At 61.8% G+C, this 12,140-nt stretch carries 10 protein-coding genes; 3 read left to right on the plus strand and 7 right to left on the minus strand.

What is annotated here, in order from left to right; all coding sequences use genetic code 11:
- Positions 1–22: 22 nt before the first annotated feature.
- The 5 genes from tyrS to DXT74_RS07130 all read right to left on the minus strand — a co-directional run bounded on the left by tyrS (position 23) and on the right by DXT74_RS07130 (position 7,855).
- On the minus strand, positions 23–1,297 hold the full coding sequence (gene tyrS / locus DXT74_RS07110) for a tyrosine--tRNA ligase (RefSeq protein WP_194427625.1): 1,275 nt from the start codon (positions 1,295–1,297) through the stop codon (positions 23–25).
- Between the two features lie 71 nt (positions 1,298–1,368).
- Positions 1,369–2,598, minus strand: coding sequence for an aromatic amino acid transport family protein (locus DXT74_RS07115; protein WP_043637802.1), 1,230 nt, complete (start codon positions 2,596–2,598; stop codon positions 1,369–1,371).
- A 124-nt stretch (positions 2,599–2,722) separates the two neighbouring features.
- On the minus strand, positions 2,723–4,651 hold the full coding sequence (locus DXT74_RS07120; RefSeq protein ID WP_114154812.1) for a pyridoxal-dependent decarboxylase: 1,929 nt from the start codon (positions 4,649–4,651) through the stop codon (positions 2,723–2,725).
- Positions 4,652–4,687: 36 nt separating this feature from the next.
- On the minus strand, positions 4,688–6,154 hold the full coding sequence (locus DXT74_RS07125; protein WP_162788103.1) for an amino acid permease: 1,467 nt from the start codon (positions 6,152–6,154) through the stop codon (positions 4,688–4,690).
- A 471-nt stretch (positions 6,155–6,625) separates the two neighbouring features.
- Positions 6,626–7,855 (minus strand): murein transglycosylase A, encoded by a 1,230-nt coding sequence (locus DXT74_RS07130; protein ID WP_194427626.1) that lies wholly within the window; start codon positions 7,853–7,855, stop codon positions 6,626–6,628.
- Between the two features lie 241 nt (positions 7,856–8,096).
- Between DXT74_RS07130 and DXT74_RS07135 the strand changes: the two genes are divergently transcribed.
- Together DXT74_RS07135 and DXT74_RS07140 are read left to right on the plus strand one after the other, a co-directional pair.
- The gene (locus tag DXT74_RS07135) at positions 8,097–8,390 is read left to right on the plus strand and encodes a BON domain-containing protein (RefSeq protein WP_043637793.1); all 294 of its coding nucleotides are present in this window, start codon (positions 8,097–8,099) and stop codon (positions 8,388–8,390) included.
- Positions 8,391–8,627: 237 nt separating this feature from the next.
- On the plus strand, positions 8,628–8,924 hold the full coding sequence (locus tag DXT74_RS07140) for a hypothetical protein (RefSeq protein WP_143330252.1): 297 nt from the start codon (positions 8,628–8,630) through the stop codon (positions 8,922–8,924).
- Between the two features lie 7 nt (positions 8,925–8,931).
- On the opposite strand, the gene lysA is transcribed toward DXT74_RS07140, so the two are convergent.
- Positions 8,932–10,209 carry a diaminopimelate decarboxylase gene (lysA, locus tag DXT74_RS07145; protein WP_231138293.1) on the minus strand — a complete coding sequence of 426 codons (1,278 nt, stop codon included), beginning with the start codon at positions 10,207–10,209 and terminating at the stop codon, positions 8,932–8,934.
- 90 nt (positions 10,210–10,299) lie between these two features.
- On the opposite strand from lysA, the gene DXT74_RS07150 reads away from it, so the two are divergent.
- Positions 10,300–11,220 (plus strand): LysR family transcriptional regulator, encoded by a 921-nt coding sequence (locus DXT74_RS07150; RefSeq protein WP_043637787.1) that lies wholly within the window; start codon positions 10,300–10,302, stop codon positions 11,218–11,220.
- A gap of 192 nt (positions 11,221–11,412) precedes the next feature.
- Here DXT74_RS07150 and DXT74_RS07155 read toward each other — a convergent pair whose 3' ends face one another.
- The gene (locus DXT74_RS07155) at positions 11,413–12,120 is read right to left on the minus strand and encodes an alanyl-tRNA editing protein (RefSeq protein WP_194427627.1); all 708 of its coding nucleotides are present in this window, start codon (positions 12,118–12,120) and stop codon (positions 11,413–11,415) included.
- Positions 12,121–12,140 lie beyond the last annotated feature (20 nt).

Here is a 12,140-nt window from a genome sequence, read left to right on the forward strand (position 1 = left end):
CGTTTCACGCGGTTTCTCGCGTTTATTCCCAAATCAACAGACAGTACTGTTTCTTGCCGCGCCGCAACAAGGTATAGCGTTGATGGCGGCGATCGGCCTGTTCCAGCCGAGCTTCCAGCGCTTCCGTTCTGGCGCCGTTAACGCTGACCGCGCCGCTTTGCAGCAGCGTGCGGGCCTCGCTTTTGGACGCGGCCAGGCCGCTGGCCGCCAAGGCGTCGATCAGCGGGGTGGATTGCGGCGGCAGGGTTAGCCGCGGCATGCCGTCCTGGGCCAGTTGAGCAAAGTCCGCGGCGCTGAGGCCTTCCACGTCGTTGTCGAACAGACTAAGCGTGATCCGCTGAGCGGCGGCGAGCGCGGCCGGCCCGTGCACCAGCTCGGTGACTTGCTCGGCCAGGATGCGCTGAGCCCGCGGTTTGCCGCCGGAGGCGCGGTCTTCGGCCTCGATGGCCTGGATCTCTTCATTGGACAAAAAGGTGAAGTAGCGCAGAAAGCGGTAGACGTCGGCATCGGCCGCGCCCAGCCAGAACTGGTAGAAGGCGTAGGGCGAGCACTTGTTAGGGTCCAGCCAGACCGCGTTGCCTTCGCTCTTGCCGAACTTGGTGCCATCGCTATTGGTGATCAAGGGCATGGTCAGGCCGAAGGCCTGCTGCTGGTTCACCCGTCTGACCAGGTCGACGCCGGCGGTGATGTTGCCCCACTGATCGGAGCCGCCGATCTGCAGCTTGCAGCCGAAGCGGCGGTTCAGCTCAACGTAGTCGTGACTCTGGAGCAGGCTGTAGGCGAACTCGGTGAAGGAGATGCCGACATCGTCGCGGTGGAGCCGCTGCTGTACGGATTCCTTCTTGATCATGGCGTTGACTGAGAAATGCTTGCCGACATCGCGGAGGAAATCCAGCGCGCTCATGCTGGCGAACCATTCGTGGTTGTTGGCCATCAGGGCGGCATTGTCGCCTTCGAAGCTAAGGAAGGGCTCCACCTGACGGCGGATTTTGTCCACCCAGCCGGCCACCACCTCCGAGGTGTTGAGCTTGCGCTCGCTGGCCTTGAAGCTGGGGTCGCCTATCATGCCGGTGGCGCCGCCCACCAGGGCGATGGGGCGGTGCCCGGCCATCTGGAAGCGCTTGAGCAGCAGCAGCGGCACCAGATGGCCCAGGTGCAGGCTATCGGCGGTGGGGTCGAAACCGCAGTACAGGGTGACCGTTTGCCGGGACAGCAGCACGTCGAGCGCGTCCGCGTCGGTGACCTGCGAGATCAGGCCGCGTTGCTGCAGATCCCGGATCAGGGTCGATTGCTTCATTTCGTTTACCTCCATGATTGCGGCGCGCGGCCGTGTTGGCCGCGCGTCCGGACGACGGCGCGGAGGCGCCGTCAGAACACGGGCAGCAGTCCTTGCATCACCAAGATCTGGAACAGGATGATGGCGAGGCCTGAACCGCCTATCGCCCAGTGCAGGGTGCCGCCGCCGCTGACTTGGTAGTCGGGCTGGTAGTTGTCCTGGCTACGCAGCTTGATCAGGGCCAGCGCCGGGAACAGGATGGCGAGCACCACCAGGAAAATGGCGGCGGCGCCCAGCGCGGCGACGAAGCCGCCGGGGAAGAACAGCGCGAAGCCCAGCGGCGGCAGATAAGTGATCAGCGCGGTTTGCAGCCGCTGCCGCAGGCTGTCGCCGCGTTTCAGAGTGCTGGCCATGGCGTCGAACAAGCCGAGCGATACGCAAAGATAGGAGGTGAACAGCGCGATGGACGAGAAGGCGGACAGCAGGGATGGCACTTGCGGCGTGGGCACCAGCGCGTGGAATTCGTCCAGAAACATGCCCACCGATCCATTATGAGCGGAGATCGCCTGGAAGCTGTGGCTGCCATAGCGCGGCAGCGTGCCCAGGGTGTTGAACACCCACAGCAGGTAGACGCCCATGGGGATCAGGCTGCCGGCGATGAAGACGTTGCGCAGCGTGCGAGGCTGGTCGCGGCCCAGGTATTTGACCATGCTGGGCACGCTGCCGTGAAACCCGAAGGCGGTCAGAAACATGGGGATGGCGGCCAGCATGTATTTGGCGGAATCCGTGCTTTCCGACAGATTGCCGGTGTCGACGTAGGGCTGGATGACCGCGCTTAGCGCCAGAAAGATCAGGATGTTCAGGCTGAACAGCAGCCGGTTGACCTTGTCCACCGCCGTGGTGCTGGCGAAGACGATGCCGCCGATCAGGACGGTGAAGACCAGCGAGACCTGGGCGGGAGACAGGCTTAGGCCCAGGTACTGGTGCAGGCTGGATTGATAGGTGGAGCCGCCGCCGGAGATATAGGCGGAGGAGAGCGCGTAGAGCAAGAGCAGCAGGCTGGCGTTGATCAGATAGCTGCCCTTGGCCTTGAACAGCGAGCGGGCGATGGCGTCGAAGCCGTAGCCTTCGGGAAAGGACAGGCAGACCTCCAGCAGCATCAAGCCGGTGTAGGTCATCAACGCCCAGATCAGAAACAGGGTCAGGCAGGCGTAGCCGAAACCCATGCCGGCGGACACCAGCGGCAGCGCCAGCATGCCGGCGCCCAGCATGGTGCCGGAAATCAGCAAGGTGGCCCCTATGGCCTTGAAATTGACTTGCATGTGGAATCCTCAACCATCCTTGATGAAGAGAAGGATGCGTTCGTAAAAACCGGACAAACTCATAGTCGGTATTGGGTCTGGTGATGAAAAAAACGCTCCCGGCCAAGCCGGGAGCGGAGGTGGATCAGGCCGCGATCAGGGTGTCGGCGCCGGTTTTGTCTTCCATGTCCACGATCTGGGCCAGCTTGGCGGCGAAGACCTCGCGCAACTGTTCCCAGTAGGCGTCGAAATCCTCTGCTTTGCGCAGGAAGTGGGTCATCACGGCGGCGCGCAGGATGTAGACGCTTTCCACCTTGTCCCATTCGGCCCGGCTGAAGCCGCGGCTAGCCACGTAGTGCCAAGGGGTGTCGCCGTACTCTTCCACGGACAAGGAGGTGGAGGAGGTCAGGAAATCGTTGGTGTAGGTGCGGCCTGAAGCGTAGGAGCAGATCTCGTACATCTTCTTGTTCAGCCGGTTGTGGTCTTCCAGGCTGTCGTTGCCGATTTCCTTGAAGGTGAAGTTCACCATGTGGAAGTCAGGGTGCATGATGGGGCGCACTTCGAAACGGCGGCGGCCAACGGTCAGCGGCTTGGCGGAGGCCAGGCGCTGGGCGAACCAGTCCGCGGTCACGATGCCGCGGCCAATCACTTTGCCGTAGCCGCCGATGTTCAGCGGCACCAGGCGGTGGGCCGCCCATACCGCGGCGGCGGTGGCGCCGGCCTTGGAGCCTTCCATGATGGAGGAGCCCAGCACCACCTTGGTGTCGGCGCCTTCAGCTTCGTCCACTTCTTCGAACACATAGGCCGCGTGGTAGGAGATCAGGTCGACGATGCGCTTGTCCTTCATACAGACGGCGCCGGCCGCGTACTGGATGTAGCCCACCTTGTGCGGATCCACGGTGATGGAGTCCGCTTCCGCCATCGCTTTGAAGCCTTCGTAAACTTCGCGCTTGGGCCAGGTGACGCCGGCCGGGATGATGTCTTCGGCGCGGTAGCGGGCCAGCAGCGCGTCGTAGTCCATGAAGCGGTTGTCCTCATCGAGGAACATCGCGCGCACATAGCCGCCGTAGGCCGCGTCCACGTGCACGTAGAAGGAGGCGCCGTATTTCCGTTCGCACTCGGCGCGCAGCTTGATCACCTCGTCGACATGGTCGATCGAGCCTTCCTCCGTGGTGCCCACCACGGACACCATGGCCAGGATGGGATGGCCTTCCTCTATCAGGCGGAAGGTGATCTCGCGCATCTTGGCGACGTCGGTGCGGTAGTTTTCGTCCACAGGCAGCGGCACGATGTGTTCCTGGCCAATGCCCAGCACGTCCATCGCCTTCATCCACGAGTAGTGCTTGGATTGCGGCACCAGGATCTTGCCCAGCGAACCTTGCTTGATGCCGACGCCGCGGCAGGACAAGGCGCGCACTTCTTCAAACAGGCCGCGCTTTTTCAATTCGTCGGTCAGGTCCAGCACAGCGCTGGGCGATAGGTTCAACAGTTCCTTCTCGCTCTTGCCGGCGACCAGATCGCGGGCTTTTTCATGCTGGGCGATGGCCAGCGGAATGGTCTTCAGATTACGCGCCACCCACATGCCTTCGTAGTTGGCCACGGTGCCGCCGGACGTGATGTGGCCCCAGCTGCGTTTGGGGTCGTAGCCGAACATCCGGCACAGGTCGAGGCCGGCCTCCACTTCCAGTTCGGTGGTGGTGGGCGAGGCTTCGTGCGCGCAGTTGTTGGGGTTGTACATCATGGTCATCACGTAGGCCAGGTTGGACACCATCAGCGTGTCCGCATTCATGTGGCCCAGATAGCGCGGGGAGAACCAGGGCACCGAGGTGTTTTTCAGCTTGGAGGACAGCTGACGCAGGATGCCTTCGGTTCGGTACAGGGTCTGGCGGAAATCGCCGGCGTGCTGCTCCACCGGGGTGACCAGCGCCGGGTCTTCCGGATGGAAGTCCGCGCGCCAGTGCAGGTGTTCAGACACGGCGTATTCCATCATTTCCTTGAAGAACACGCGGTTTTCGGATTTGGGGCCGATGAACAGGGCATCGACGTTAAGCGGGGAGGCGTTCGGAGTGTTCATAACAGATTAACCTTGTAATTTAGGGGCATAAGCGGCTCATTTGCCTTCGGCGGGACGCGCTTTGCTGGCGGGAGAGGTGCGCGGCGCAACGCCGGCGGAGCGGGCGTGCTTGGCTTTTTGGCCATAGGCGTACACCAGGAAGGGAATCACCAGCATGATGGCGAGCCCGATGAGCTGGAATTGCAGGTATTCGTGGGAGGAGCCATGGAAGCTGCCCGGCGGGATGAAACCCAGGTAGCCGGCCAGCAGCGAGATGACGATGCCCAGGCCGGAGCAGACCCACATGCCCGCGTTGCCTCCGGGCACTCGGAAACTGCGTTCCACGTCCGGACGCTTGTAACGCAGGTAGATGGCGGCGGAGAACATGAACAGATAGGCCACCAGATAGACGAGCCCGGTCAGGCCCATCAGCATGAAGTAGAAGTTATCCACGTTCGGCATCACGGTGATCAGCACGCCGACGACGGTAATGGCCGCTGCCTGGATCAGCACCAGAGTGACCGGCACGCCGTGGCGGTTGGTCGTCTGCAGGAATTTGGGCAGTGCGCCGGAGTCCGCGGTGGCTTGCAAGCCGCGCACCGGGCCCAGCACCCAGGAGTTCACCTGGCCCACCAGACCCAGGCCGATGCACAGGCCCATGACAGGAGCCAGCCAGCCCATGCCCCATTGATTGAAGTAGAGCTCGAAGGCCTGCATCAAGCCGGCGGTCATCGAGATTTTTTCCTTGGGGATGGCGATGAAGATCGCCGCGGAGCCGATCACGGACAGCAATACCATGATCACCGACACCAGGATGATGGCAATGGGATAATTGCGCCGGGCGTCTTTGATGGAGGAGACGTTGGACGCGGACACCTCCATGCCCATCACCACGAAAATGAAGCCGATGAAGAGGCCGAGCGTGCCGCTGTCGCTAAAGCTGGGGACCAGGTTGTTCCAGCTCCAGGACACGTCGGTCATGATGGGATGGCCGCCGGCCAGATAGGCGATGCCGCAACCGATCAGCACCACGCCGGGCATGAAGACGCCCAGGCTCACGCAGATGGTGGACACCCAGCCCAGGGTTTTCACGCCGCGCATGTTCACCAAGGTGCAGGCCCACCAGATGCCCACGATCATCGCCAGCATGTAGAACTTGTTGCTGGCGAGGGCAGGGTCGAACACATAGGCGAAAGTGGCGGCGATGATCATGATGATGGAGGTCATGCCGAACACCATCTGTATCCACTGCATCCACACTGCGACAAAGCCCATGCGCTCGCCAAAGGCTTCGCGAACCCAGATGAACAGGCCGCCATCCTGCGGCCAGGCGGTGGCCAGTTCAGCGGACACTAGGGCGGTGGGCACCAGAAACAGCAGCGCGGCCGCCAAGGTCAGGAAAATCGTCATCATCCCCGGTTGAGCCGTCATTGGCAGCGTGCGGACGCTGACGACCACGGCGGCGGTGATCATGACAAAGGCAAAGACGCTGATCTTGGGAGGCGTCTTATCTATTGTCGTCATTTTCATCTCCATCGAACAAAACAATAAAAACGTAAAAATATAAAATTTCGAAAATCTTATTTATTTCGTGTTGTTCGACGTTTGATGAAAGTCAATATTAGGAAAATTCAATAAAAGATAATTTGAATGGAATAATGCTTTGGATGCAGGAAAGCCTTGCCTGAAAAGGGTTCTATGGGACTGTGACTGCAAGGGGCCATTACAGACGCGCTTGCGCAGGGGAAGAGCGAGAGGGTTCTTCGTACGGATTCGTAGCCGCATAGACGACGCGCAGCAGGCTTTGAACCGGCTCTAATGCGGAGAGGCTAGGTGGCAAGACGCTCGCCGCGTCAGCTTGGACGAAGCGTCGCCCATGCCGCGGGCGGAGAGAACAAAGAGGGTGGATCGCCGGAGGAGGGCGAGGTTTGCGGCTGTTGGGAACGAAAGAAGGCGGCGGCGCCGGCACGCGCGCGCCGCCGGGAGCTTAACAGCTTACAGGGCCTGGGACGGGTTCATGCCTTTGGGCAGCAGCATCCACAGATTGCCTTGCTGCTTCATTCTGCCGGCGTACATGCCGGCCTCGGTGCCGTAACCCCAGAAGAAATCGGCGCGCACCGCGCCCTTGATCGCGCTGCCGGTATCCTGTGCGTGCACCAGCCGCGTCAACGGCTGGGTGGAGTGAGGCCAAGTGGTGACCAGGTAGACCGGCGCGCCCAGCGGGATGTAGCGCGGGTCTACCGCGATGCTGTAGCCCCCGGTTAGCGGCACGCCCAGCGCGCCCATTGGCCCGCCGTTGTCGCCCGGCAAGCTTTTGAAGAACACATAGCTGGGGTTCACCGCGAACAGCTCCTGCCGGCGTTGCGGGTTGCGGGTCAGCCAGTCCTTGATGCCCTGCATCGATGCGTCGCCCAGGGTCAACTCCCCCTTGTCCACCAGCCATTTGCCGATCGATTGGTAGCCGTAACCGTTTTGTTCGGCGTAGCCGACGTGGATGAAGCTGCCGTCGTCCAACTGGATGCGGCCCGAGCCTTGCACTTGCAGGAAGAACAACTCCACCGGATCTTCGACCCAGGCCAGGATGGGCGCGTTGGCCACACCCTTGCCCTGGTTGATTTCGGCGCGGGTGTAATAAGGCAGCAGGCGCTTGCCATCCAGCCTGCCTTTCAGCCGCGTGCCGCGGTTGTCGGCGGGAAAGTCGGCAGGGCGGATCTCAATGTCGCCGGCCGCGCTCAGCGCCAGTCGGTTGGGACCGCTGCGGCGCGCAGTCAGGCTGGATTTGCCGCGGAGGGAGGCCGGAACGTCCACGCTGTAGAAGTCCGCTGGAATGCCATACACCGGCCAGGGAGTGCGTTCGCTGCGCGTCCGGCTGCCGCTGAGCAGCGGCTCGTAATAACCGGTGATCAAACCGCTGTCGCGGCCGCCGTCGTTGACCTTCCAGGCGGCAAAGCGATTTTCAAAGAATTGGCGCACAGCCTGAGCGTTGTCGGCGGCAATGCCGTTGGCTTGCCTGCACACTTCGGACCAGCCCGGCTTTCTGGCAATGGCTTTACAGCTTTGCTTCAGCGCGACGAGAGTATCGCCCAGTTCTTGCTGGCTCCAGGCCGGCAGCGAGGTGGGCGCGTCGCTTTCACGCGCCGCGCCGCCAGGCTTGCCAGGCGGGCTGGAGGTAGAGCAGGCGGCCAGGCCGACGACGAGCAGTAACAACAGCCATTTTCTAAACATGCGGTAGGTTCTCTGAAACAGGGCTAAGGCAGCGACGCGCTGCAAATTCGGTCTGATTTTACGCTGGGACGCACATGACGGGGCAATGATGCCCGCGGCGAATGTTGCGGCGGCGCCAACAGCCGGAAGCGTCATGCCGCGTTGTCATGGACCGGCAACAAAATTGAAAAGTTTCCTCGCTAGTATGCGGTAAAACATTCGCGCTGAAGCTTGGGCTTGAGCCATATCACTGGAGAATCTGATGAAACGTTTTTGCATCCGCGCCTTGCTGTTGACCACCTTGCTGTCCGCCGGCCTGCCGGCTTACGCCGAACAGACCCCGCCGACGGATGAGGAGCTGGCCGCCAGCGTGCAGCAGGCCTTGAACGGCGACGCCGAATTGCAGGGGCTTGGTTTGAAGGTGAGCAGCAAGAAGAGCGAGGTGACGATTGAAGGCGGCATGACCGACGACCAGCAAATGTTCAAAGCAGGGCAAATTGCCGAAAAAGTGCCGGGCGTGAAGTTCGTCATCAACAATATGGTACTGAAAAACTAGGCGAGAACGGCCTGGATCAGCAGCATCAGGGGGCGCTTCGGCGCCCTTTTGTCATTTGTGCCGACCAGCGTTTTCGCCAGAAATTTAAGATTAATCCGATTGTGGCGTATTCCCTTATTGAGAAAAATTTACGGTGTTGCCGGCGGACTGCCTTTCTAAAGGCTGGGGCCGGCAAGGTTTTTCCAATCAGCAGTAAGGATCGCACGCCGGCCCACTGCGAAGCACCGGACATGACTCATGGAATATGCATCCGCACTTGGCAAGAGGCTCTCCCACCGCATGATGCTGCAACCGGCGGAGCAGGTGGACAAATTGATTTCACGGCTTGAAGGCGCCGACGAAGCCAAGCTGGTGTATTGGGACGAGCGCAGCCAGCGGCTGCGGGCTTTGAGCCCGCGCTCGCGCCGCGGCCGGCAACTGCTGGCGCGCGGCTTGCAATCGCCCCAGGTGGTGGGGGTGTTCAACGGCTACGCCAGTTATCAGGATATTTATCAGGCCTTCCAGCAGACGCTGGACGACCTGAAGCTTAGTTGATTCTGGCCTAGACTCGCTCCAGCTCCAACAATTCCGCCATGGTTTGGCGGCGGCGGATCAGGCGGCTGGAAGACCCGTCGATCAAGGCTTCGGCCAGCAGCGGCCGGCTATTGTAGTTAGACGACATGGTGGCGCCGTAGGCGCCGGCGTCGTGAAATACCAGCAGATCCCCTACCTGCGCGTCCGGCAGCGGGCGGCTTTCCACCACGCCGCCTTCCTGTTGGGTGAAGACGTCTCCCGATTCGCACAAGGGTCCGGCTACCACGCAGGGCGCGCGCGCGCCTGATTTTTCCGTTCCGTCCGGGCCCAGGACGGAAATATCGTGATGGCTGCCGTACATGGCGGGTCGCATCAAATCGTTGAATCCCGCGTCTACCAACACGAAACGTCGACTGCCCATGGTCTTGACCGCTCTCACCTCGGAGATCAGGGCACCGGATTCCGCTACCAGGAAACGGCCCGGCTCGATTTCCAGCCGCACCGGATGTCCCAGATGCGCGGCGATCCGCCGCCGCGCCTCGTCCCATAGTTCGAAGTAATGCGTGGTATCGATGCGTGCGTCGCCGTCGCGGTAAGGAATGGACAGGCCGCCGCCGGCGGAGATCGCTTCGATGTCGTGCCCCAGTCCAGTCGCCAGCTTGACCATGGCGCCGCAGACCTGCTGCAGGTGGCCGTAATCAACGCCCGAACCAATGTGCATGTGCAGGCCCACCAGATGAAGGCCGAACTGACGGATCACGTCCAGCGCGTCGGACACTTGCTCATGCCAGATGCCGTGCTTGCTGTTCTCGCCGCCGGTATTGGTTTTCTGGCTATGGCCGTGGCCAAAACCGGGGTTGACGCGCAGCCAGACCCTATGGCCGGGCGAGGCCGCGCCCAGCTGACGCAGCATGTCGATGGAACCGGCGTTGACCGCGATGCCCGCGGCCGCCACGCGTTCCAGCGTGGCGCGGTCCAGCACGTCGGCGGTGAAGACGATGTCGGAGGGCTCGGCGGAGTCGGCCTTGTAGCCGGCGGCGAGCGCGCGCTCGATTTCGCCCAGCGACACTGCGTCCACTTTCACGCCCTGTTCTCGCATCAAGCTGAGGATATGGATATTGGAGTTGGCTTTTTGCGCATAGCGGATCACGTCGAAGCGCTTCAGTTCGGCGATGCGCCGGCGAATGGTGTCGGCGTGGTAAACCCAGAGCGGGCTGCCGTACTGGCGGGCGAGTTCTGTCAGTTGGCGGGCGTCAAAGCATTTCATGGCGTGGCGTTGGCTAGGGGTGGCAGACAGAAGCATCATGTCGCGTGCTCCGGCAAAAATAAAATATCAAATTATCGCTACCTCTTTCATTTATGATATGGATTGCCAAGTTGCTTAAGAGGAGGCGGAATGGACATCAGCCTGCGCCATATCGAAGTGTTTCGCGCGGTGATGACCACCGGCAGTGTTACCGAGGCGGCCGTTTTGCTGCGCACTTCGCAGCCTACGGTCAGCCGCGAACTGGCGCGCTGTGAACAATTGCTGGGCATGGCCTTGTTCGAGCGCAGCCGCGGCCGCTTGCGGCCTAGCGCGCAGGGGCTGCTGTTGTTCGAGGAAGTGCAGCGCAGTTATCAGGGCCTGGAGCGCATCGTCAGCAGCGCGGCGGCGATTCGCCAGTTCGAACAAGGGCAATTGTCGATTGTCTGTTTGCCGGTTTTCGCTCAATCGCTATTGCCGGCGGTGTGTCGGCGTTTTTTGTCGCAAGCGCCGGGCATCAGCCTGAACATCGCGCCGCAGGAATCGCCGTTGCTGGAGGAGTGGCTGGCGGCGCAACGCCATGACCTGGGTTTGAGCGAGAGCGCGCACGCGCCGGCGGGAACCAGGGTGGAGCCCCTGCTGCAGGCGGACGAGTTGTGCGTGTTGCCGGAAGGGCATCGTTTATTGAGCAAGACGGTGCTGGCGCCCGAAGACTTCGAGGGCGAAGCCTTCATCAGCCTGGCGGCGACTGATAGCTATCGGCAACAGCTGGATCAGGTGTTCTCCGAGAGGGGGGTCAAGCGGCGCATGGTGGTGGAGACGCATAGCGCCGCCTCGGTATGCGCCATGGCGCGGCAGGGCATTGGCGTGGCCGTGGTTAATCCGTTGACCGCGCTGGATTACGCCGGCGCGGGCCTCGCCATGAGGCGCTTCAGTGTGTCCATTCCGTTCGCGGTCAACCTTGTGCGACCGTTGCACCGCCCCGTCTCTCCTTTGCTGGAGCGCTTCGTCGACAGTCTGAAGGCCGAACTGGGCGTGATTAGCCAACGGCTGGCCGCGCCGGCAGGGGTTTAGAACCTGTTTACGATCCGCTGTGCGTCGTGGAGCGTTACACGGTGAGTACGGCTTCGAAATGCTCATGTACCGTGTGTACACTCCGTTTTCTCAGCCGTTTTCGCCTTGTCTCACCTTAGCTCGCGAGAACGTGAACAGGCTTTAAAAGCCTGCTCAAGTCTCGCGAGCCAGAGCAAGACTTTGAACAGGTTCTTAGTCGCGCAGCGCCACTACCACCCGCTTGTTGCGCGCGCCTTTGCTTTCAATCTTTTTCACCACGACCGGGCCAATCTCGCCGGTGCTGCGCACATGAGTGCCGCCGCAGGGCTGTAGATCGATGCCGTCGATATTGATCAAGCGGATTTCAGGCAGGTGCAGCGGCGGCGTCACCGACATGGTCTTTATCAGCTCCGGCTGCCGCTGCAGCGCCTCGCCGCTGCTCATTTCGATGCGCACCGCACGGTCTTCCGCTACTAACCGGTTCAACTCGTTTTCGATGTGCTCGCGGTCCAACTCCATGCCCTCGGGCAGGTCGAAATCCAGGCGGCCGGATTCCGCGCTCAGATTGCCGCCGGTGACACCCGCCTTGATCACCACGGACAATAAGTGCAGACAGGTGTGAATGCGCATGTGGCGATGGCGGCGCGCCCAGTCGAGTTCCAGGGTGACCGCCGTGCCGGCGGTGAGCCGCGGCGCATCGGGGGGCACCAAGTGGACGATGGCGCGTGTTTCGCGGTCTCGTCGGGTATCGCTTATCGCACAGCCGCCGCCGTCCCAGCTTAGCGTGGCGGTATCGCCCGGCTGGCCGCCGCCAAGCGGGTAGCAAAGCGTGTCCTCCAGCACCAGACCGGCGTCGTCGTACCGCGCCACGCGGGTTTCCAGCCGGGTTTGATAGGGGTCGATGTAAAAGCGTTCTGCCATGCGGCGGTTCCTTTTCAGGC

This window comes from Chromobacterium sp. Rain0013 (assembly GCF_015291765.1).
Classification (GTDB): Bacteria; Pseudomonadota; Gammaproteobacteria; order Burkholderiales; family Chromobacteriaceae; genus Chromobacterium; species Chromobacterium haemolyticum.

Excerpts from the sequence above, each read along its gene's own strand:
- DXT74_RS07125 (WP_162788103.1), bottom strand. The coding sequence starts at position 6,154 with ATGACGACAATAGATAAGACGCCTCCCAAGATCAGCGTCTTTGCCTTT.
- DXT74_RS07155 (WP_194427627.1), bottom strand. The coding sequence starts at position 12,120 with ATGGCAGAACGCTTTTACATCGACCCCTATCAAACCCGGCTGGAAACC.
- DXT74_RS07120 (WP_114154812.1), bottom strand. The coding sequence starts at position 4,651 with ATGAACACTCCGAACGCCTCCCCGCTTAACGTCGATGCCCTGTTCATC.
- DXT74_RS07115 (WP_043637802.1), bottom strand. The coding sequence starts at position 2,598 with ATGCAAGTCAATTTCAAGGCCATAGGGGCCACCTTGCTGATTTCCGGC.
- DXT74_RS07135 (WP_043637793.1), top strand. The coding sequence starts at position 8,097 with ATGAAACGTTTTTGCATCCGCGCCTTGCTGTTGACCACCTTGCTGTCC.
- DXT74_RS07140 (WP_143330252.1), top strand. The coding sequence starts at position 8,628 with ATGGAATATGCATCCGCACTTGGCAAGAGGCTCTCCCACCGCATGATG.
- lysA (WP_231138293.1), bottom strand. The coding sequence starts at position 10,209 with ATGATGCTTCTGTCTGCCACCCCTAGCCAACGCCACGCCATGAAATGC.
- DXT74_RS07130 (WP_194427626.1), bottom strand. The coding sequence starts at position 7,855 with ATGTTTAGAAAATGGCTGTTGTTACTGCTCGTCGTCGGCCTGGCCGCC.
- tyrS (WP_194427625.1), bottom strand. The coding sequence starts at position 1,297 with ATGAAGCAATCGACCCTGATCCGGGATCTGCAGCAACGCGGCCTGATC.
- DXT74_RS07150 (WP_043637787.1), top strand. The coding sequence starts at position 10,300 with ATGGACATCAGCCTGCGCCATATCGAAGTGTTTCGCGCGGTGATGACC.